Annotated in this window: 15 protein-coding genes and 1 tRNA gene; 11 read left to right on the top strand and 5 right to left on the bottom strand. The window is 66.7% G+C overall.

All coding sequences use genetic code 11. The annotated features are described in order from the left end of the window. Window positions 1-52 precede the first annotated feature (52 nt). Window positions 53-547 carry a hypothetical protein gene (locus tag ABZ720_RS13555; protein ID WP_366556065.1) on the bottom strand — a complete coding sequence of 165 codons (495 nt, stop codon included), beginning with the start codon at window positions 545-547 and terminating at the stop codon, window positions 53-55. 107 nt (window positions 548-654) lie between these two features. On the opposite strand from ABZ720_RS13555, the gene mutS reads away from it, so the two are divergent. The 6 genes from mutS (at window position 655) to ABZ720_RS13525 (ending at window position 13,147) form a co-directional block, all read left to right on the top strand. Then, a complete protein-coding gene (gene mutS, locus ABZ720_RS13550) occupies window positions 655-3,351 on the top strand; it encodes a DNA mismatch repair protein MutS (protein ID WP_438264104.1) in 2,697 nt (898 codons plus the stop codon). Window positions 3,352-3,456: 105 nt separating this feature from the next. Continuing rightward, complete coding sequence (locus tag ABZ720_RS13545; protein WP_366556064.1) at window positions 3,457-6,369, top strand: S8 family serine peptidase; 2,913 nt, start codon at window positions 3,457-3,459, stop codon at window positions 6,367-6,369. 9 nt (window positions 6,370-6,378) lie between these two features. Then, window positions 6,379-9,285 (top strand): S8 family serine peptidase, encoded by a 2,907-nt coding sequence (locus ABZ720_RS13540; protein WP_366556063.1) that lies wholly within the window; start codon window positions 6,379-6,381, stop codon window positions 9,283-9,285. Between the two features lie 9 nt (window positions 9,286-9,294). Then, window positions 9,295-9,705 carry a YbaY family lipoprotein gene (locus ABZ720_RS13535; protein ID WP_366556062.1) on the top strand — a complete coding sequence of 137 codons (411 nt, stop codon included), beginning with the start codon at window positions 9,295-9,297 and terminating at the stop codon, window positions 9,703-9,705. Window positions 9,706-9,763: 58 nt separating this feature from the next. Next, window positions 9,764-12,628, top strand: a complete 2,865-nt coding sequence (locus tag ABZ720_RS13530) for a [protein-PII] uridylyltransferase (protein ID WP_366556061.1) — start codon at window positions 9,764-9,766, stop codon at window positions 12,626-12,628. Between the two features lie 75 nt (window positions 12,629-12,703). Next, complete coding sequence (locus ABZ720_RS13525; RefSeq protein ID WP_366556060.1) at window positions 12,704-13,147, top strand: VOC family protein; 444 nt, start codon at window positions 12,704-12,706, stop codon at window positions 13,145-13,147. A gap of 37 nt (window positions 13,148-13,184) precedes the next feature. Here the strand turns inward: ABZ720_RS13525 and ABZ720_RS13520 are convergent, their stop codons facing one another. Beyond that, window positions 13,185-13,811 (bottom strand): SCO family protein, encoded by a 627-nt coding sequence (locus ABZ720_RS13520; protein ID WP_366556059.1) that lies wholly within the window; start codon window positions 13,809-13,811, stop codon window positions 13,185-13,187. A gap of 132 nt (window positions 13,812-13,943) precedes the next feature. Here ABZ720_RS13520 and ABZ720_RS13515 point away from each other — a divergent pair, with 132 nt between their 5' ends. Continuing rightward, a complete protein-coding gene (locus tag ABZ720_RS13515; protein WP_366556058.1) occupies window positions 13,944-14,882 on the top strand; it encodes a cobalamin biosynthesis protein in 939 nt (312 codons plus the stop codon). A 142-nt stretch (window positions 14,883-15,024) separates the two neighbouring features. Here ABZ720_RS13515 and ABZ720_RS13510 read toward each other — a convergent pair whose 3' ends face one another. Then, window positions 15,025-15,726, bottom strand: a complete 702-nt coding sequence (locus ABZ720_RS13510) for a lipid-binding SYLF domain-containing protein (RefSeq protein ID WP_366556057.1) — start codon at window positions 15,724-15,726, stop codon at window positions 15,025-15,027. 273 nt (window positions 15,727-15,999) lie between these two features. On the opposite strand from ABZ720_RS13510, the gene ABZ720_RS13505 reads away from it, so the two are divergent. The 3 genes from ABZ720_RS13505 to ABZ720_RS13495 all read left to right on the top strand — a co-directional run bounded on the left by ABZ720_RS13505 (window position 16,000) and on the right by ABZ720_RS13495 (window position 18,780). Continuing rightward, complete coding sequence (locus tag ABZ720_RS13505; protein ID WP_366556056.1) at window positions 16,000-16,971, top strand: nicotinate-nucleotide--dimethylbenzimidazole phosphoribosyltransferase; 972 nt, start codon at window positions 16,000-16,002, stop codon at window positions 16,969-16,971. A gap of 199 nt (window positions 16,972-17,170) precedes the next feature. Beyond that, window positions 17,171-17,377, top strand: a complete 207-nt coding sequence (locus ABZ720_RS13500; RefSeq protein ID WP_366556055.1) for a hypothetical protein — start codon at window positions 17,171-17,173, stop codon at window positions 17,375-17,377. Window positions 17,378-17,565: 188 nt separating this feature from the next. After that, entirely contained in the window at window positions 17,566-18,780 is a 1,215-nt protein-coding gene (locus tag ABZ720_RS13495) for a porin (protein ID WP_366556054.1), read from the top strand. Between the two features lie 426 nt (window positions 18,781-19,206). Here ABZ720_RS13495 and ABZ720_RS13490 read toward each other — a convergent pair. Then, window positions 19,207-19,282 (bottom strand) — tRNA-Thr (locus tag ABZ720_RS13490). Window positions 19,283-19,499: 217 nt separating this feature from the next. Here ABZ720_RS13490 and ABZ720_RS13485 point away from each other — a divergent pair. Beyond that, window positions 19,500-20,399, top strand: a complete 900-nt coding sequence (locus tag ABZ720_RS13485; protein ID WP_366556053.1) for a TauD/TfdA dioxygenase family protein — start codon at window positions 19,500-19,502, stop codon at window positions 20,397-20,399. Between the two features lie 15 nt (window positions 20,400-20,414). Here ABZ720_RS13485 and ABZ720_RS13480 read toward each other — a convergent pair whose 3' ends face one another. After that, window positions 20,415-21,068, bottom strand: a complete 654-nt coding sequence (locus ABZ720_RS13480) for a glutathione S-transferase N-terminal domain-containing protein (RefSeq protein WP_366556052.1) — start codon at window positions 21,066-21,068, stop codon at window positions 20,415-20,417. Window positions 21,069-21,115 lie beyond the last annotated feature (47 nt).

The following is a 21,115-nucleotide window of genomic DNA, read 5'->3' as shown; positions in this document are numbered from 1 at the left end:
GGTCCAACACGAAATGCAATCGGGCATGGCGCGTCATGTCGCGTGCTGCGGGTTAGGCTTTGCGTTGGTGCAGGTGCACGTCACGCGCGCCGTGACGCAGCAGGATATCCCTGGCTCGCGCTTCGGCGGCAGCATCAGCGCAGGCGACCCAGAGCAGCACCGCACCTTGCTCCAGCGCGCGGGCGAAGGTTTCGCTGTGCGGGGTTGCTTCCACCTGGTCGAGGGCTTCGCGCAGCGCCATGGCCGCGACGCCGGCACCCACGGCCACAGAGATGGCCGCACCCACCGGGCCCGTCGCCACCGCAAGAAAGCCGGCGGTGGTGAGTGGGCCGATGTACTTCACTTCGCCCACCATTCCGGCCAGGCGTTCGTGCCAGGGCTCGTCTTGCGTCGCTCCCAGGGCTTCGTGGCTGTCCAGGACGGAGAGGTCGGCGTGCTCAAAGCCGTTGGCGAGCAGCGCCGCGATAGCGGCCTCGAACTCCTCGCGAGAGGCGAACTGGCCGACGATCTCCGGCAGCGGTGTGTAGGACGATTGGGTTTCTGTCACTCAGGCTTCTCCTTCGATGCCAGTACGCAGGCGCGGCGCTGCCAGGACCGGGTGCTTATGCTAGGGTCCCGCGCCTTCATTCACCAGAGCGAACGAGTCTCGAGTCCGTGCCCGACGCGCAGCCCAGCGAAAGCCCCGCCGGCAAGGCGGTGACCCCCATGATGGAGCAGTACTTGGCGATCAAGGAGGCGCACGCCGATTGCCTGCTGTTCTATCGCATGGGTGATTTCTATGAGCTCTTCTTCCAGGACGCGGTGGAGGCGGCGGCGGCGCTCGATATCACCCTGACGAAACGCGGCCAGCATGATGGGGAGGAGATTCCCATGTGCGGCGTGCCGGTGCACGCGCATGAGGCCTACCTCTCCCGCCTTATCCGCAAGGGCTTTCGCGTTGCCGTTTGCGAGCAGATGGAGGATCCCGCCGAGGCCAAGCGCCGCGGCTCCAAGTCGGTGGTCAAGCGCGAGGTCATCCGCATCGTCACGCCGGGAACCCTGACCGAGGACCAGCTGCTCGATTCGCGCACCAACAACTATCTGGCTGCCCTGGCCGATGCCGCCGGGGGCCTGGGACTGGCATGGCTGGATGTCTCGACCGGCGACTTCCAGGTGGAATCGCTGCAGGCGGATCGCCTGTCGGCGGCGCTCGGCCGGGTGGAGCCCAGTGAACTGCTCCTGCCCGATCGTCTGCTGGCGCGCCCTGAGATTGCTGAGGCGCTCACCGACTGGAAGGCGCGTCTGGCGCCCATGCCCGGCACCCGCTTTGACAGCGAGAACGCCCGCACCCGCCTGGAGGGGCTCTATGAGGTCGGCACGCTGTCAGGCTTCGGCGACTTCGACCGGGCCGAGCTGTCGGCGGCGGGCGCCTTGGTTGACTATCTTGAACTGACCCAGAAGGGACGCCTGCCGAGGCTCGCGCCGCCGCGGCACCCGGGGGAGGGTGGTCGCGCAGTGATGGAGATCGACGCGGCGACCCGGCGGAATCTCGAACTCACGCGCGCCATGGATGGCGGCCGGCGCGGCAGTCTGATCGCCACCATCGACCGGACGGTCACCGGCGCCGGCGCACGCCTGCTGGCGAGCCGGCTTTCGGCGCCCCTGACCGATCCTCTGGCGCTCAATGCGCGCTTGGATGCCGTGGCCTTCCTGCTGGCGGAGGAGGGATTGCGCCAGGACCTGCGTGCCACGCTGAAGGCCTGCCCGGACATGGAGCGCGCGCTTTCACGCCTTTCTCTGGGCCGCGGCAGCGCGCGCGACCTGGCTGCAGTTCGCGCCGGCTTGTCGGTGGCGGCAGAGCTGCAGCGCCTTCTCACCGATCCGGCCGTGCAGGCCTGCCCGCCTGAGCTGCGTGGCTGCGCCGAGCGCTTGGGGGGGCTGGAGTCCTTGCGCGGCGAATTGGAGAGAGCCTTGGTGGCCGATCCGCCGGCGCTGCTGCGCGATGGCGGCTTCGTCGCGGCCGGCTACTCCCCCGAGCTCGACGAATTGAAGGGACTGCGCGATGAAAGCCGCCGCCTCATAGCCGGCCTGCAGGCGAAGTACGTGGAGGCGACTGGCGTCGCCTCGCTCAAGGTGAAGCACAACAATGTGCTGGGTTATTTCATCGAGGTCTCGGCCAGCAACGCGGGCAAGGTGCCGACCGGGCCCGACTCGCTCTTCGTCCACCGCCAAACGCTGGCCAGCGCCGCGCGCTTCAGCACGGTGGAGCTGTCCGAGCTCGAACAGAAGATCCTCTCGGCCGCCGACAAGGCTTTGGCCCTGGAGATGGAGATCTTCGACGCGCTTTGCGCCCGGGTGCTGCAGGAGGGGGACCAGGTGGCGGGTGCGGCGCGGGCGCTGGCGGAGATCGATGTCACCGCCAGCCTTGCCACTCTTGCCCGGAGCGAGGACTGGTGCCGGCCGCAGGTGGAGGATTCCGACCGTTTCATGATCGAGGGCGGGCGGCACCCGGTGGTCGAAGCCGCGCTGCGCGCCGAGCAGAGTGGACCTTTCGTCGCCAACGACTGCGACCTCTCGGACGAACAGCGCCTCTGGCTGGTGACCGGCCCCAACATGGCGGGCAAGTCGACCTTTCTGCGGCAGAATGCCCTGATCGCGCTCTTGGCGCAGATCGGCTCCTTTGTCCCGGCGCGCCAGGCCGTCATCGGCACGGTGGACCGGCTGTTCAGCCGAGTGGGCGCGGCGGACGATCTGGCGCGCGGTCGCTCGACCTTCATGGTGGAGATGGTGGAAACTGCGGCGATCCTGAATCAGGCAGGGCCGCGTGCGCTGGTGATACTCGATGAGATCGGCCGGGGAACCGCCACCTTCGATGGCCTTTCGATTGCCTGGGCCTGCGTCGAGCATCTGCACGAGGTCAATCGCAGCCGTGCGCTTTTCGCCACGCACTACCACGAACTCACGCGCCTCTCGGCGACCCTGCCGGCTCTGACCTGCCACGCCATGCGCGTGAAGGAGTGGCAGGGTGAGGTGGTCTTTCTGCACGAAGTCGGCCCGGGTGCCGCCGATCGTTCCTACGGCATCCATGTGGCCAAGCTGGCCGGACTGCCCGCAGCCGCCGTGGCCCGTGCCGAGGCCGTGCTGGAGAAGCTGGAGCAGGGGGAGCAGGCCGGGGCCCTGTCACGCCTGGCCGATGACCTGCCGCTGTTCAGCGCCGCGGCACGCCACGTTGCCCAGACATCCAAAGAGACGGGACCGGGCCCTGTGGAAGAAGCCTTGGCAGCGGTCAATCCGGACGAGCTGAGTCCCAGGGAGGCGCTGGACCTGCTCTACCGCCTGCGCGCGCTCCTGGCGGAAGCATCCCGGAACTAACCAAGCAGATATCTCGGCGCCGCCGACTGCTGATTATTGATCTCCACTTTCCGGCAATCTCGACTAATCTGGTGACGCGAATCCATATTTTGGGGGAACGGGGCGGTGGAGAAGAAGGGGTGGACCGGCTTGCGGTCCGGTCTGGCGCGGAGCGTCTGCATTACCGGCGCGCTGACATTCGTCTGGCTGCAGGCGGCTGCGGCCTGGGCACAGGATGGCGCGGCGGAGCTGGAGCCGGAAAGCGAGACACCTGCAAGCGAGGCCTCGGCACCGGAAGAAGCCGGCGCCTTCAATGCCGAGGTGCTGGTGCCGGTCGGACTGGGTTTGGCCCTCGGCGGCTCGGCGGTGCTGCTCGCGACCGGCGGAGATGATGGCGGGGAGCGGGCACCGCGCTGGGCGCGCTCGGCCACGAGACTGCCCTATGACGCGGGCAAGACGGCAGAGTTCCGTCCCGGCGGTTTTTATCGCGATGAGATGATGGCACTGAGCGAGACGCGCAGAGACGATCTCGTCGGCTTCAACCCCTATGAACTGGTCAATGCACCGGAAGCCTACGGTTATGGCGCGACCGGCAAGGGCCAAACCATCGCCGTCCTCGACGACGGTTTCCAGCTCGACCATCCGGAAATCGCCTCGAAGATCGAGAGCGTCTACCAGCGTGATGCCCTGCCGGTGGAAGAGCATGGCACGCATGTTGCAGGTCTGGCCGCCGGCGCACGCAACGGCCGCGGCAGCTTCGGCATGGCCTTCGATGCCCGCCTTCATCTCGGCAGCAACGAGGACTTCGTCGGTGATCTGGGTTTCTCTCCGGCGCATTGGGCCAAGGCGACGGATGCGGCCCGACACGCGGGAGCGGCGGTGCAGAGCAACTCCTGGGGCTTCGAAGGCCAGGGTATGGAGCGCGTGCGCACCCAGGACGTCAATCGTGTGGTGGCGGACCCGGATGCAATCGACGAACTGGCGCCTGATGTTCGGCGGGATATCAATGCGTTCCTGAGGAATATTGAAGTCGATCGAGAGGAGTTGCGCGGCGATCCGGCCGCCGCCTTCACGGTTTTCGTGCAGTCGCTCGTTCTGGCCGATGATGCCGAAACCTTCGAAGGCGTTGCCGATTGGCTCCCGGAGGATTGGTCCGCCTATGTCTCGGCCCTGGATGCCTTCCAGAAGAAGGGAGTGGTGGTCTTCGCCCTTTCCAACAACGCCGCTCTTCCCTTTGCCGACTCCAGTGCAGCCTTGCCCGAGGTCTTTCCCGAGCTGAAGGAGGCCTGGATCACCGTCGCCAATGTGGATTTCACCTACGACGATCCGGACGACCGCAGCGGCAGCGCCCTGCGTGCCGCGCGCTGGTCGGCGCCTTGCGCTGAGACGGCTGCCTACTGCATTTCGCACGATGGCACGGAGGTCCTGAGCTCCGTTCCCGTGGATGACTACGCCTCCTTCACCGGCACCTCCATGGCAACGCCCCAGGTCTCCGGCGCCGTCGCCATTCTGGCCCAGGCCTTCCCGGACCATACACCGGCCCAACTGGCCGCACGGCTGTTTGCGTCGGCCGAGAACTTCGGCGACTGGGAAGAGCTGAAGCGACGTGGCGGCACGCTGGTGGGGCGCATCGGCGACAGGGAGATCATTCTGGCAGAAGGCCCCGGCGAGATCGGGGAGAGTGAGTTTGCCGAGGGCGTGACCCACGCCCACTCCAGCGTTTACGGCCATGGCTTCATGGACCTTGCGGCGGCCATGCAGCCGATCGGCGGCCCGCCCTTGGTCTATGTCGGCGGTGATCTGCAGACGGCGAAGCGCTTCGATATCGCGGCCAGCCGCGTGCGCCTGGGACCTGCCTTCGGTGACGGCCTGGCCCGTTCGCTGGCGAACCTCGACATCATGACCTTCGACCGGCTGGGCGGCGGCTTCAACCTGCCGGTCGAGTCCATGGTCCAGGTAAACACCCAGGTGACCGAGGCGCGCGATCTTCTGAGTGCCTTTGCGCGCAAGCCCGAGCGGCACTCTATCGCGCTTGGCGGTGGTGCCGCGCTCGAGGTTGCCTTCCGGCCCCAGCCCCAGGCGAGCCTCACCCCCATTTCACGTTCAGTGCCAGCCCTGGAGGCCGAGGCGCTGATCACCCTGCCGCTGAGCGAAAGTGTCAGCATTAGCGGCTGGAGCAATCGCAGTCCCATGCGCAGCTTCGGCCTGCAGGCGGAGGAGCGCGTACAGGAGGAGATGGTTTTGGGGCGCGAGGCCTTCACCAATCCCTTCCTCGGCTTCGTCAGCCGCGGGCACGGTGGCGCCGTCGAACTGGGTAGCGGAGACACCGGCGCCCTGCGCCTGGGCATCTTCGAGGGCTTGCACCGCGACACCTGGAACTGGCGCCAGGAAGACCGCAACGAGGATCGGGTCTGGGGTGCCGCCGCCGAGGTGAGCCTGCCCTTCGGCAAGGCCGGCGAGTTTGGCAGCCTTGCGCTGACCGGCGGGCTGCTCAACGAAAGCGGCACCATTCTGGGGGCCAAGACCAGCGGCGCGTTCGAAACCAAGGGTGACACGCCGACCTGGTTCACCGGCCTGTCCGGCTCGCTGGCGCTGGATCGCCTCGGCTTCAAGAACGTCAGCCTGGTGGGCAGCGCCTACTGGGGCTGGACCCAGGCCCGCACCTCCTCGACCTCACTGTTCGGCGATGTCTCCACCATCGCCAGCGAGTCCTACAGCATCGGCCTGCAGGGACAGGAGCTGTTCGACGCGCGCGATCGCTTTGCGCTCACCCTGAACCAGCCCTTGCGGGTGCGCAGCGGCTCGGCACGAATGGATCTGCCGGTGGGGCGCACCACCGACCTGCGCTTGCGCCATCGCAGCATGAACCTCAACCTCACGCCCAGTGGCCGCGAGGTCTCGCTGGAGGCCTCCTATGGTTTCGCGCTGAACGAGGCCATCGACCTGTCCGGTGCGGTGATGCTGCGCCGGCAACCGGGGCATCAGCGCGACGCCGGCCGCGAAGGCATCGGTCTTGCGAAGCTGCGGATCAATTTCTAGGAGGTAGCCATGGCATTCCGGGAGCGGCGCAAGGCATTGGCATTGCTGGCCGGCATGCCCATCCTGCTCGGCCTGGGAGGCGCGCCGGGAGCGGCAGGCCAGGAGCCGGCGCCAGAAGAGCCTGTCCTTGACCGGGAGCAGCTTGATTCCGAACTGCGGTCCGCATCGGCTGGTGCCCCACCGCTGCTCGAGGCGCTGCTGCCGTTTGGTGCGGTGCTGGGCGCGGGCGGGGCGGCGCTGGCGCTGACCCATGACGGAGGCGGGAGCTCAGGCGAGAGCTGGAACCGCGGCGCCACCCACCTCGCCTTCAACCGCAGCCAAATGTCGGCCTATCTTCCGGGCGGGTTGCACCATAGCGAGATGATGCGCCTGAGCGAGGAACGGGCGCATCTGTCCGACCAGGTCGGCTTCAATCCCTATCTCCTCGTGAACGCACCGGTCGCCTACGGATACGGTGCCACGGGCAAGGGCCAGACCATCGCGATCCTGGACGGCGGCTACCAGCTCGATCACCCCGAGATCGCGACGAAGATCGACGGCGTTTACCAGCGCGAGCGCATGCCATTCTGCAAGCCGGATGACGGCGACTGTGCGCATGGCACCCACGTCGCCAGCCTCGCTGCCGGTGCCCGTAATGGACAGGGCAGCTTCGGGCTCGCCTTCGATGCGCGTTTGCATCTGGCGTCATGGAGCACGGAGGAGGATCCGACCAACCTTCGCCATACCGTTCAAAGCGTCGATGACGCTCGACGCGCAGGGGCGATCGTCCAGAACAACTCGTGGGGTCTCGAGGGTGCCGGCCGGGAGCGTGTGCGCAGCGAAGACATCAACCGGGTTATCGCGAACCCCGATGCTATCGATGATCTGGCCCCGGACCTGCGCGCCGACCTCCAGGCCCGTCTCGACAAGCTGGGGATCGACCGGGAGGCCCTGCGCGGGGATCCCTACGAAACGACCAATGTCTTCTACGGCGCCCTGGCGGAAGTTGACGAAATGGGATCCGAGTGGACCGGCACCGCCCAGGAATGGAAAGACTATGTCCAGGCCCTGAGGGCTTTCCAGAAAACAGGCGTGGTGGTTTTCGCCAACTCGAACCATATTCCGCTGACCTTCGCCGGACTCCCCTCCGCCTTGCCGGACGTCTTTCCAGAGCTGCAAGGCGCGTGGATCTCCGTCACCAATGTCGACTTCACCTATGCCGATCCCGGTAACCGCCGGGGGAGTGCGCTGAACGCAAAGCGCGAGTCCGGGCCTTGTGCGCAAACTGCGGCCTACTGCATCTCGCACGATGGCACGGAGGTGCTGGGGGCGGTTCCGACCGATGACTACGAGCCCTATATCGGCACCTCGATGGCGGCGCCGCAGGTTTCGGGCGCGGTGGCGGTGCTGGCCCAGGCTTTTCCCGATCACACGCCCGAGCAACTGACGACGCGGCTTCTGGCGACGGCGGAGAACTTTGGGGATTGGGGGGACTTACGGCGGCGTGACGGCAAGCTGGTGGGCCGTCTCGGCGAGCGCGAGGTGATCCTGGACGAGGGACCCGGTGAGGTCGGAGAGTCGGACTTCGGCAATGGCGTGACCCACGCCCATTCCAGTATCTACGGCCATGGCTTCATGAACCTTGCCGCAGCCATGCAGCCGATCGGCGGCCCGCCCTTGGTCTATGTCGGCGGCGATTTGCAGACGGCGAAGCGCTTCGATATCGCGGCCAGCCGCGTGCGCCTGGGACCTGCCTTCGGTGACGGCCTAGCCCGTTCGCTGGCGAACCTCGACATCATGACCTTCGACCGGCTGGGTGGCGGCTTCAACCTGCCGGTCGAGTCCATGGTCCAGGTAAACACCCAGGTGACCGAGGCGCGCGATCTTCTGAGTGCCTTTGCGCGCAAGCCCGAGCGGCACTCTATCGCGCTCGGCGGTGGTGCCGCGCTCGAGGTTGCCTTCCGGCCCCAGCCCCAGGCGAGCCTCACGCCCATTTCACGTTCGGTGCCGGCCCTGGAGGCCGAGGCGCTGATCACCCTGCCATTGAGCGAAAGTGTCAGCATCAGTGGCTGGAGCAACCGCAGCCCCATGCGCAGCTTCGGCCTGCAGGCGGAGGAGCGCGTACAGGAGGAGATGGTGCTGGGGCGCGAGGCCTTCACCAATCCCTATCTCGGCTTTGTCAGCCGCGGGCACGGCGGCGCCATCGAACTGGGCAGCGGCAGCATGGGCGCCCTGCGTCTCGGCGTCTTCGAAGGCCTCCATCGCGACACCTGGAACTGGCGCCAGGAAGACCGCAACGAGGATCGGGTCTGGGGTGCCGCCGCCGAGGTGAGCCTGCCCTTCGGCAAGGCCGGCGAGTTTGGCAGCCTTGCGCTGACCGGCGGGCTGCTCAACGAAAGCGGCACCATCCTGGGGGCCAAGACCAGCGGCGCGTTCGAAACCAAGGGTGACACGCCGACCTGGTTCACCGGCCTGTCTGGCTCGCTGGCGCTGGATCGCCTCGGCTTCAAGAACGTCAGCCTGGTGGGCAGCGCCTACTGGGGCTGGACCCAGGCCCGCACCTCCTCGACCTCGCTGTTCAGCGATGTCTCCACCATCGCCAGCGAGTCCTACAGCATTGGCCTGCAGGGACAGGAGCTGTTCGACGCGCGTGATCGCTTTGCGCTCACCCTGAACCAGCCCTTGCGGGTGCGCAGCGGCTCGGCGCGCATGGACCTGCCGGTGGGGCGCACCACCGACCTGCGCTTGCGCCATCGCAGCATGAACCTCAACCTCACGCCCAGTGGCCGCGAGGTCTCGCTGGAGGCCTCCTATGGTTTCGCGCTGAACGAGGCCATCGACCTATCCGGTGCGGTGATGCTGCGGCGGCAACCGGGCCACCAACGCGACGCCGGCCGCGAAGGCATCGGTCTTGCGAAGCTGCGGATCAATTTCTAGGAGGTAGCCATGGCATTCCGGCAGCGGCGCAAGGCTCTGGCACTGCTCGCCGGTATGCCATTCCTGGTCGGCTGCGCGACCGCGCGCTCGGGTGCGGCCGGGAGGGAGGAAAGGGTGCAGCTTGAGGGCCTTGCCAGCTATCGCCAGCGCATGATGCTGCCGCGCGACGCCAGCTTCTCGGCTCGGCTTTTCGCGGCCGAGGGGGAACGACTGCTGGCCGAGACGCTCCTGCCGGAAGCGGGGCAGCCACCGATTGCCTTCGAGTTGAGCCTGCCGGCGGAGGAGGTGGGGCCGGCGCGCCTGAAACTTTCCATTACCCATCCTGCCGAGGCCGGGGAGCGGCGCCTGTTCCATCTTGACCGGGAGGTGGACTCGGCCGCTTGGGCGGAGCAGGGGCAGCGACGCTTCATCCTGCGTTGAAGCGGTCTGCGCGAACGCCGCCCTTGCGGCATCGACTGACAGCGCCGATCTTTCCCGCATGAGCAGTGTGCAGCAGGCAAAGCCGAAAGACGCCGTTCTCCGGCGAAGAGCGATCATTGACCGTGGCCAGGTGCAGGAGAAGCTTGCCCGCGCCTTCCTGCGCTCCTCGAGCCCGCAGCGGGCCCGCGCAGAGATTCTGGAAGTCCTGAAGGAAAGCCAGGCACAGGGCCGCGCCGAGATCCAGCGCCGCTTCGAAGGCGGGGCCAGCGGCCGGGCTACGGCGCAGTCGCTTTGTTTTCTTGCCGACCAGCTGCTGCGCCTGGTCTACGACCATGTGACCAAGGATCTCTTCCCCCTGCACAATCCTTCCATGGCCGAGCGACTGGCCCTGGTGGCGGTGGGGGGCTATGGCCGCGGTGAGCTGGCGCCCTATTCGGACATCGATATCCTCTTCCTGCACAGCTACAAGCCGGCGCCGCGCAGCGAGCAGGTGGTCGAGGCCACGCTCTATTTTCTCTGGGATCTGGGCTTCAAGGTCGGCCACGCCACGCGCTCGATCGACGAGTGCCTGCGCCAGGCCCGGGCCGACACCACCATCGCCACCAGCCTCCTGGAAAGCCGCTATCTCTGGGGTGAGCAGAAGCTCTTTCTCGAACTGCGCCAGCGTTATGGCAGCGAGGTGCGCGAGGGCCGCTCCGCCACCTTCATCGAGGACAAGCTGGCCGAGCGCGACCGGCGGCATCAGCGCCACGGCGAAGGCTCGCGCTACGTGCTGGAGCCCAACATCAAGGAGAGCAAGGGGGGCTTGCGCGACCTGCACACGCTCTTCTGGCTGGCGAAGTTCGTCTATGGCGTCGACGAAGTCTCTCGCCTGGTGGCCCTGGGCGTGTTCTCCAAGGCGGAGGTGCGGCGCTTCGCCAAGGCGCTCGACTTCTTCTGGACCCTGCGCTGTCAGCTGCACTACCTGACCGGGCGGGCGGAGGAGCGGCTGACCTTCGATCTGCAGCAGCAAATCGCCCCGCTCATGGGCTACACCGACCACGGCGGCGCCTCGGCGGTCGAGCGCTTCATGAAGCACTACTTCCTGATGGCCAAGGAGGTGGGCGCGCTCACCCGCATCTTCTGCGCCCAGCTCGAGGCCGAGCACGCGCGCCGCTCGCGTTTCCGGCTGTTTTCCGGCAACGGGTACCGACGACAGGTCTCAGGATTCCGTCTCGACGGCGATCGTCTCTCGGTCAAGGGGCCGGAGGCTTTTCAGGCCAAGCCGCTGGAACTGCTGCGCATCTTCCGCGTGGCGCAGCAGCGCGAGTTGGACATCCATCCCCAGACCCTGCGCTGGATCACGCGTTCACTGCGACTGGTGGACAAGGCGCTGCGCGCTGACCCCAAGGCCAACGCCGTCTTTCTCGACATCCTGGCCGGGCGCGACGATCCGGAGCCGGCCCTGCGGCGAATGAACGAGGCGGGCGTCTTTGGGCGCTTCGTGCCCGAGTTCGGACGCGTGGTCAGCCAGATGCAGTTCAACATGTACCACCATTACACGGTAGACGAGCATACGATCTTCGCGCTCGGCATCCTCTATGACATCGAGCAGGGTCGTCTGGCCGACGAGCTGCCCATCGCCTCCGAGGTGGTGGGCAAGGTGCTCTCGCGCCGGGTGCTCTACATGGCGGTGCTGCTGCACGACATCGCCAAGGGCCGGCGCGGCGACCACAGCGTCGAGGGGGCCAAGATCGCGCACAAGCTCTGCCCGCGCTTCGGCTTCAGCGAGGAGGAGACCGAGACGGTTGCCTGGCTGGTGCTGCAGCACCTGCGCATGAGCGACACTGCCTTCAAGCGTGACATCGAGGATCCGCAGACCATCCAGGACTTTGCCGAACTGGTGCAGTCTGTGGAGCGGCTGCGCCTGCTGCTGGTGTTGACCGTGGTCGATATCCGCGCCGTGGGTCCGCGCACCTGGTCGGCCTGGAAGGCGGCGTTGCTGCGCGAACTCTACTGGCGCACCGAGGAGGTGCTGACCGGCGGGCTGGTGACCGAGGGCCGCGACCGCCGGGTCGAACAGGCCAAGCAGGCGCTGACCGAGCGGCTGAGCCACTGGCCGGTCGAGGCGGTGACGCAGCATCTGGCCCGCGGCTATCCCAACTACTGGCTCTCGCTCGACCTGGAGACACACGTGCGCCATGCGGAGCTGGTGCGTGAGTCGGAAGCGGCCGGGCGCAGCCTGACCGTCGACACCCGTGTCGACAGCTACCGCGGCGTCACCGAGGTCACGATCTACACCCCGGACCATGCTGGCCTGTTCAGCCGCATGGCCGGCGCGCTGGCGGTGGCCGGCACCAGTGTCGAGGGCGCGCGCATCATCACCCTGTCCAACGGCATGGCGCTCGACATCTTCTATGTCCACGACGCTGCCGGCGGCCCCTTGCGCGACCCGCAGCGGCTCAAGCGCCTGCGCGAGACCGTGGCCCGCACCTTGACCGGCAGCCTCAAGCCGGCGCAGGAACTGCGCAAGATGGCCTCGCCCATCCCCTCGCGCCTGGATGTCTTCAAGGTCTCGCCGCGGGTCCTGATCGACAACAAGGCCAGCCGGCGCCACACCGTGGTGGAAGTCAACGGCCGGGACCGGCCGGGCCTGCTCTACAGCGTCACCCAGGTGCTCACGCGCCAGAACCTCATCATCGACAGCGCCAAGATCACCACCTTCGGCGAGCGGGCGGTGGACAGCTTCTATGTGCACGACGTGCTCGGTTCAAAGATCGAGGACGAAGCCAAGCTGAAGCGCCTGCGTCAGCGGCTGCTGGAGGCCCTGGAAACGCCGCCCGACGCTGCGGACGCGCTTGCGCGTCGGCGGATCACGCCGCGCGGGCGTGCGGTCCGCCGGGCCGAGTCGCGCCGGCGTGTGGCCGACGCCCGGCAGGCATGACCGGCGCGGACTTGACCCTTCGCCCCGGCCAACCGACTTTCAGCGGCATAACTTCTTCCGACGAGGACTTCTCCCATGTCTGACAGCACCGCATCCGCCACCACGATGCCTCCCTTCCACATGGCCTTCCCGGTCGCCGATCTCGAGGCGACCCGGCGTTTCTATCTCGATGTCCTGGGCTGCGGGCTGGGGCGCGAGGCGGAACGCTGGATCGACTTCGATTTCTTCGGTCACCAGATCTCGGCCCATCTGCGCCCCGACGAAGTGGCCCGCGCCCAGACCAACGAGGTCGACGGCGACCAGGTGCCGGTGCGCCACTTCGGTGCGATCCTGGAGTGGGACGCCTGGCACGCCCTGGCCGAGCGCCTGAAGGCGGCGGACACGGCCTTCATCATCGAGCCGCACGTCCGCTTCAAGGGCCAGGTGGGCGAACAGGCGACGATGTTCTTCACCGACCCCAGCGGCAACGCGCTCGAGTTCAAGGCCTTCAAGGACCCAGCGCGCGTCTTCGCCCGCTGATCCAGGCTTTCGGGCCAGTCTTTCGGGGGAGCCGAACCTATCCGGCGACCCGCTCGTCCAGTGCGGTGGCGATTTCTTCCGGGGCCGTGCCGTGGGTGTAGTGGGTGATGTACTTGCCGTCGGGGCCCATCAGGAACACGAAGGTCGAGTGGTCCATCAGGTAGTCGCTGTAGGACTCCTCCTCGACCTTCCGGTAGAAGACGCGATAGGCGCGCGCGGTTTCCGCGATCTGCTCTTCTGAGCCCGTGAGCGCGACCAGGCTTTCGTGGAAGTGCTGGGAATAGGCGTTCATGGCCTCCACCGTGTCGCGCTCCGGGTCCACGGTGATGAAGATCGGCACGACCGCATCGGCCTTTTCCGGTGCGTCTTCGGCCAGCTGGTCCAGCGCCTCGGTCACCGTCAGCAGCGTCTGCGGGCAGAAGTCGGGGCAGTAGGTGTAGCCGAAGAAGACCAGGGAATAGTGCCCTTCCAGGTCCTGCTCGGTGAAGGGCGCGCCGTTCTGATCCACCAGTTCGAAGGAGCCGCCGATGGCGGCCTCGCCCATCATGCCGTCGCGGTGTTCCGGGGACTGGCGCAACCAAAGTGCGCCCGCCAAGGCGGCGCCCAGCAGGACGAGCCCGGCCAGCAGGATGATGATCGCGCGTCGGAACAGGGGATTTTGCATCGATGATTCCTTCTCCTCGGGCTCTGATCTAACCCAAGCGGACCGTCAGTGCCACCGGGCGCGGCTGCGGCCTTGCGGCGCAGGGGGGCAGGTCGCCATTCTGTCGGCCCTTTTCCGCTTCGGGGGCCTCTCATGCCCGGCGCCTATGGCTACGCCGATCCGCTCTTTCTTCTGCTCGCCGCCCTGGCCCTGGAGGTGTACCTGGGGCGTCTCGGCTGGTTCGGCGGGCTGCTCTCGCGCCCGCGCGCTGCGGTCGTACGGCTGGCCCGCGCCCTGGAACGGCGGCTGAATCGGCCGGAGCGTTCGCTGGCCGCGCGTCGGCTGCGCGGCTGGCTCGTCACGATCTTTCTACTGGTAGCGGCCGGTACGGCCGGGTGGCTCCTGGCGCTGTTCACGCGCTTCTACCCCTTCGCCTGGTCCCTGGAACTGCTGCTTCTGATCCTGCTGCTGCGCCAGCGTCGCACCTGGCAGGAGGCGGCTGCGGTGACCGCGGCACTGGGGCGTGGCGATCTGCAGACGGCGCGTGCGTCGCTGCTGCGGCTTGCAGCCGGAGACATCACACCCCTGCAAGCCGAGCGTCTCGATGCGCCTGCCGTGCTGCCGGCTGCCCTGACGGCCCTGGGTCGGCGCCTGGCGGACAGCCTCATCTCTCCGGTCCTCTGGTACGTCCTGCTCGGCCCCGGCGGGCTGGCGGTGCAGCAGGTCAGCCTGCTGCTCGCCCGCCTCTATGGCGGTGTCGCGCTCTACGAGCCGGGGCGGGCGCCGGAGGCGGGCGCGTTCGGCGAAGCGGCGCTGCGCCTGGCGCGGGCGGTGGAATGGCTGCCGAGTCGGTTGGCGGGGCTGCTGCTGGCCCTGGCTCTGCGTCTCTTGCCGGCCTGGCGCAGTGGAGACGAGAGCGCGCTGCGCCGGCCCTGGGGCCGGCGGCCGGAGACCATCCTGGCCGCCCTGGCGCAGGCCCTGCCGGCGACCGCTGCCCTGCCGGCAGGCCTGTCGCTTTTCACCCAGGCCTGCCTGCTGCACGGCGGCGCGCTGCTTTGTCTGCTGCTCCTGCGCCTGTTGCTGGCCGGTTGAACTCGCTTAGTGCAGATCGCGTTTGATTGGGATCGCTTTGCGATCCAAGTTGAACGCGTGAATCTGCACTATCTCTTTGGCAATAGACCGGATTCACGCGTTCAATCTGAAACCTTGTGGTTCAGATTGAATGCGATCCGGTCTATGGCAGCACTTCGATCAGCGGTTCGGCCTGCGGGTTGCGATAACGCCGCTCCACCGTGATCTCGAAGGAGGTGGCGTCGGGCGCATCGTAGTAGGCGGCATTGAGCGCATTGCGCGGGGTCAGTGCCGCGCCTTCCAGCGAGCCGCCGCCGAAGAGCCCCTGGTTGCGGGAAAAGGCGACGATGTCACCGCCGAAATTGGCGGTCGAGCTGGCGCGCACGCCCTGGCCCACCGGGCCGACGGCGATGGAGAGGTCGCCGCCGAAACTGAATTTGCGCGCCAGCACGGCGTCCAGGGCCCCGTCATTCATGATCACCAGCACGGTCTCCGAGACCTGCCCGCCGATCTGCAGTCCGATGGAGCCGGCGGTCAGGCGTACGAAGGCGGGCGGGCCCCAGACATTGTCGGCGCCACGGGCCAGCAGCACGCCACTGCCCCCCTCGGCCCCGATGATGAAGCCGCCGCGCACGAGCTGCGGAAAGATGATGACGCCGCTGGCCGCTTCCAGATAGGGCTGGAGCTGCTCATACTGCGGGTCGCGCAGCAGGGAGGTCAGGGTCAGCCGCGAGCGCTCCACCAGGTCGGCGGCGTCGTCGCGGTCGTCGGCCGCGGCCGGTTGCTGCAGCCCCAGGAGCATCAACGCCGCTAGCAGCAGCATGAGCAGGCGGGGCAGGGCCGGGCGGAGGATGGAACTGTGCATGGCTGTTTCCTCGTTGCGAATCGATTCGCCGGGATGTGGCAGGGCATTCAAGCCGCGTTTCGTGGCGGAAAGGTGGCTGCGACACTATGCCAAGCGAAGATTTGCGCCGACGCTGCCTTCCTTTCCCACTCTGTTGTCCCTCATAGACAGGCAGCGCGCCTGCAGCAAGGCGCCCTGGAAATGGCGGCCGGTCTGTAGGAGCATCGGCGCCAGACCCCGCTAGAGCCTAACCCGCCAGACCCTTACTGATATGACGACGAGGAGCCGCCTTTCATGGCCCAGGACGAACCCCGCCTCGATGAGATTCGCGCGTTGCTGCGCGAGCTACCGGGTCCCGACGAGGCGGCCACGGCCGCAGCCCAGGCACGCCAGTCTGCGCTGGCTCTGCCGCCGGGCGGTCTCGGGCGCCTGGGCGAGCTCGCGCTCTGGCTTGCGGCCTGGCAGAACGCCGGCCCGCGCCTGGAGCGCCCGCGCGTTGCCCTCTTTGCGGCCAATCACGGCATCGCCGAACGCACGGGCGCCGATCTTGCCGAGACCGCCCGGCGGGTGCAGGCGACCGTCAGCGGCGGCGCGGCGATCAACCAGGTGGCCGCCACCTGGGACAGCGATCTGCGCGTCTATGAGATGGCCGTGGACCAGCCCAGCGCCGATTTCACCCGCGGTCCGGCGCTGAGCGAAGCCGACTGTGCGCGCGCGCTTTCCTACGGCATGATGGCGGTGGAGCAGGGCTTCGACGTCATGGGGCTGGGGGCGATCGCGCAGGGCAGCGACCTCTCGGCCGCGGCGCTCTGCCTCGCGTTGTTCGGCGGCGAGGCCGGCGATTGGCTGCCCGCAGGCGCGCCGGCAGAGGCCGGCGCCTGGCTTGCCGAAGGCCTGGCAGCCAACCGCGCGGCGCTGGACGATCCGCTGGAGGTGCTGCGCTGCTTCGGCGGGCTGGAGACCGCCGCCATCGTCGGCGCGATCCTGGCCTGCCGGCTGGCGCGCACCCCGGTACTCCTCGACGGCTTTCCTGCACTCGCCGCTGCGGCCGTGCTGCACGCCCGGGACCCGGCGTTGCTGGACCACTGCCACCTGGCCCAGCTTGCCAGTGACCCAGCGGCCGAACGCCTGGCCCGTAACCTCGATCGCCGCCCGCTGCTCGACCTCGATCTCGCCAGCGGCGATGGCCTCGGCGCCGCGCTGGCCGTTCCCCTCCTCCAGGCCGCCGTCGCCTGCCACACCGGCATGGCCACACGTGAGGAGTGAGGGGGGATGCACCACGCCCCACACCCGCATCATCGCGAGGAGCCCGACGGGCCGACGCAGCAATCCAGGGCGGCCGCTCCTGGCCCTGGATTGCCGCGCTCGCTTCGCTCGCTCGCAATGACGAGGGAAAGAGCGCCAGTGAGACCCGGGCAAACCACTTCGCCACACCATGAGTAGCTTCCTGCGCAGAGTGGCGCGTGTGCGACTCTTGCTGATGGTCGTGGCGGCGCTGCTGGTGCTGGGCCTCATTGCAGGGATGTCGCTCGGGGTGATCGACTGGTCCGAGGACCGGCGCTTCGCCCGTGGCATCGCACTCACACTGTTGGTTTTCATCCCAGCCATTGCCATGGCCCTGGGCCGGGCGAAGGCGCGCCGGAGTGGCGCCGGTCGCGGGCGCCGACGGTAGCCAAGGCTGCCCAAAAAGCCCCCTGTGGCCGGTTTCTGTGACTGGAATGCAACAGTCCGGCATTTTGGCAACGATCCGGGTCGTGATCCAATTGACCGCGGCTCCCGCGGAGGGGTAAGGGAACTCTCGACGGAGCGCAGGCCAGTTCGCGTCCGTTCTACAGAACTCTTTCAAGGGGACCACAAGACATGAAGAAGATGCTTCTCGCGGCAACCGCCGCGGCCGTGGTCGGGGGCGTTGCCGTCGCCGGCAGCCCGGTCCAGGCCCAGGAAGCCGAGGGCTTCCAGCTCCAGATCGGCGGCTTCTACAACGCGCTCGCCGTTGTTCGTGATAACGATGGGCCGCCGCGGCTCAATCCCGCTGGCCAGGTCAAGGAACAGCAGATCCGCGCATACGATTTCCAGCAGCGTGCTCGTTACACCATTCAGGGTTCCCAGACCCTGGATAACGGCATGACCATTGGTTTCCACACCCAGTACGAAGCGATGGGTGGCGGCACCGGCGGCATGTCCAACAACCGCGCCTATGTCTATGCTGACGGCGGTTTCGGTCGCGTGAACTTCGGCACCATGTACTCTGCGCCGTACCTGATGCATGTGTCTCCGCCGACTGCCGGCTGGGGCATTGATGATACCGGCCACTCCCAGGGTATGGCTGCGACCAACAATATGCGTGGGATCGCAACGCCGACCTACTACATCAACCGTTCCATGAACTTCACCTACATGTCGCCGCGGTTTGCAGGCTTCCAGGCCGGTTTCACCTTTGCGCCGGATCAGCGTAACCGTGAAAACATGAACAACCGCTTCATCGGTAATCTCTCTGCGCAGAATGCCACCGCCACGGCGAGCCTGGGCAGCGATCTGCAGAATCTCTTCGGTCTGAGTGCGAACTATCAGCAGAGCTTTGACCAGTTCAGCGTTGGTTTGTCTGCCGGTTTTGAGACTGGTACTTGGAATCAGGGTGCGAAGAACCTCATCCAGGGTGTCGGCCTGAATGACAAGCGGGCTTGGACCTATGGTCTTGGTGCTAACGTGGGCTTTGGTGGACTGGACGCCGGTGTTGCCTATAACTGGAACAACATGGGTATGTCCGGCATTAAGACCCACCAGGTTACTGCTGGTTTGACCTACACCGTTGACCGCTTCACCTTTGGTCCGTCGTTCGGTGCAGCGTGGATGAAGGGTTCTAATCAGAATAACCCTGTCCTTAATCCCGTCATCGGTGGCATTGGTCAGAACAACAACCCACGCACCTATGTTTACGACTTTGGGGCGCGGTATGCCTTTGCCCCGGGTGTGAACCTGGTCGGTTCTGTCCAGTATGGCGACTTCAAGAGCGGCAACAGCAACTATGACGGCAATGCCGTTGCTGGTCTCTTCGGTGTGCAGATGAACTTCTGATCGCATCGCCGATCGCACTGCTTCGGCAGCGCAAAAAAAAGGGGCGCCCTCGGGCGCCCCTTTCGCGTTGTGGGTTGGCAAAGACGTTCCTTGCGTCTTGGCTCAGTCCGTCCTTGCAAGGAGGCGAAGCCGGCACGCTCTCACTCCCGTCATTGCCAGGGGCGCGCAGCCGGCACGCTCTCACCGCCGCCATCACGAGGACGCGGAGCCGACACACTCCCAACCCCGTCATTGCGAGGAGGCCGTTAGGCCGACGCGGCAATCCAGGGCGGTTTGCCTGTGGCCCTGGATTGCCGCGCTCCCGCTGGTCGCTCGCAATGACGGTGGAGAAGAGGTCGTTCGCATCACGGGGGAGGAGGGGTCGCTCGCAATGACGGGGGAAAGAGGCGGTCACTTGCGAGGACGGGGGAATGAACATGGGAATGATGGTGCCGGCTGCAGGAGTCGAACCCGCGACCTACCGCTTACAAGGCGGTTGCTCTACCAGCTGAGCTAAGCCGGCGCCCCAGGACCGGATGGCATCAAATTCGATGCGTCAATCCGGTCTGGATCCAATGGTGTTGCGCAGCTATAGGCGATTTCGTTCGCTTTTGCCAGAGGCGGAACGCGCTTTGCTGTGAGTGCGGCGGGCCATCATGCCTTGACGCTATACTCGGTGGCACTCTAGCCTACTGATCGGTATTCCAGGCAAGACCAAACCACCAGGGAAGGGCGTCCACTTGAGCATCAGCATTTATCCTGTAACCCCCGATTTCGCTGCCGAGATTGGGGACGTGGATCTTTCGCAGCCATTGGCGCCGGAGGTGGTCGAGGAGATCAAGCAGGCCTTCTGGCAGTATGCGGTCCTGATATTCCCGGCCCAGGAATTGACTCACGAGCAGCACCTGGAGTTCGCGCGCCACATCGGCCCGCTCGAGACGGCGATTCCCGTCTACAGCAGCGAGAAGAAGCTGCGCCTGGGCATGGAGTTTTCCGACGTCTCCAATCTCAACGGAGAGGATGAAGTCTGGGACAAGAATAGCCGGATGCGCATGTTCCAGCTGGGAAATCGCCTTTGGCACACGGACAGCTCCTTTCGCCACCTTCCGGCGCGCGCGTCCCTGCTTTATGGGCGGGAGGTGGCGCCGATCGGTGGGCATACGCAGTTCGCCGATGAGCGCGCAGCCTATGACGCGCTTCCCGAGGCCACCAAACAGCGCATCGACGACCTAATCGCCGAACACTCCATCATGAACTCACGGGCGAAGCTGGGCTTCACCAACTTCTCCGAGGAGGAGAAGGCGGGCATGCCGACCGTCCATCAAGTCCTGGTGCGGACCATCCCGGAAAGCGGCCGCAGGTCACTCTATCTCGCGTCTCATATCGGGGGCATCGTCGGGCTGCCCGAGGCCGAGGGCAAAGCGCTGCTCGACGAGCTGATGGCGCACGCGACCCAGCGGCAGTTCGTCTACACCCATCGTTGGCGTCAGAACGATCTGGTAATGTGGGACAACCGCTGCACCATGCACCGGGGAACCGAGTTCGACGATCTGCGCTGGCGCCGCGACATGCAGCGTGCGACCGTCTCGGATATCGCCAATTCCTGCGAACTCAACAGTGCCCGGATGGCCGAGGCCTGAGCACCCCGTCTCACCTCAATGGTCGTCGCCGAGGTCCCAGGGCTCCTCGGCGGCGGCTTCGGCCCAGGCACGGTAGGGTGGCCAGTCCTGGATGCGGCGGACGTAGTCGGCCGCAGCGCTGCTGAGCGGCAGGTCGTAGGTGATAAAGCGGCTGACCACCGGGGCGTAGAAGCAGTCGGCGATGCCGGGCCGCCCGAAGAGGAAACCCTCACCGCCGCCGAAGCGCGCCAGGCAGTCTTCCCAGAGTGCGACGATGCGCTCCGCATCGGGGCGCCAGGCCGTGCCCCGCGGTGTGCGGCCGCGCCGGCGCAGGTCCATGGAGCATTCTGCGCGCAAGGCTTCGAAGCCGCTGTGCATCTCCGCGGACACGGCGCGGGCCGCCGCCCGGGCCTGGGCGTCTTCGGGCCAGAGGCCGGCTTCCGGAAAGCGCTCGGAGAGATACTCGCAGATCGCCAGGCTGTCCCAGACGGTCACGCTGCCGTCCACCAGGGCGGGCACCCGGCCACTCGGGGAGTAGGCCAGGATGGCGGCGCGGGTTTCCGGCTCGTCCAGCGGCACCACCACCTCGCGCACCTCCGCCGGCGTCAGCGCAACCGCCAGGCCCGCGCGCATGGACCAGGAGGAATAGTTCTTGTTGGCGATCACCAGTGTCATGCCGTTTGCGGTCATGTTCTTTCCCTTGTGCGAAGCCTTGTCGCTCGTATCGGAAGACTTCA

Source organism: Aquibaculum sediminis, from assembly GCF_040712085.1.
GTDB classification, from domain to species: Bacteria; Pseudomonadota; Alphaproteobacteria; order Kiloniellales; family DSM-21159; genus Aquibaculum; species Aquibaculum sediminis.
This window is presented reverse-complemented; position numbering and strand designations above follow the sequence as displayed.

Bases quoted from the DNA above. Each gene is read 5' to 3' on its own strand.
- ABZ720_RS13495 (WP_366556054.1), top strand. From the start codon at position 17,566: ATGAAGAAGATGCTTCTCGCGGCAACCGCCGCGGCCGTGGTCGGGGGC.
- ABZ720_RS13525 (WP_366556060.1), top strand. From the start codon at position 12,704: ATGTCTGACAGCACCGCATCCGCCACCACGATGCCTCCCTTCCACATG.
- ABZ720_RS13520 (WP_366556059.1), bottom strand. From the start codon at position 13,811: ATGCAAAATCCCCTGTTCCGACGCGCGATCATCATCCTGCTGGCCGGG.
- ABZ720_RS13515 (WP_366556058.1), top strand. From the start codon at position 13,944: ATGCCCGGCGCCTATGGCTACGCCGATCCGCTCTTTCTTCTGCTCGCC.
- ABZ720_RS13510 (WP_366556057.1), bottom strand. From the start codon at position 15,726: ATGCACAGTTCCATCCTCCGCCCGGCCCTGCCCCGCCTGCTCATGCTG.
- ABZ720_RS13535 (WP_366556062.1), top strand. From the start codon at position 9,295: ATGGCATTCCGGCAGCGGCGCAAGGCTCTGGCACTGCTCGCCGGTATG.
- ABZ720_RS13480 (WP_366556052.1), bottom strand. From the start codon at position 21,068: ATGACCGCAAACGGCATGACACTGGTGATCGCCAACAAGAACTATTCC.
- ABZ720_RS13530 (WP_366556061.1), top strand. From the start codon at position 9,764: ATGAGCAGTGTGCAGCAGGCAAAGCCGAAAGACGCCGTTCTCCGGCGA.
- ABZ720_RS13505 (WP_366556056.1), top strand. From the start codon at position 16,000: ATGGCCCAGGACGAACCCCGCCTCGATGAGATTCGCGCGTTGCTGCGC.
- ABZ720_RS13540 (WP_366556063.1), top strand. From the start codon at position 6,379: ATGGCATTCCGGGAGCGGCGCAAGGCATTGGCATTGCTGGCCGGCATG.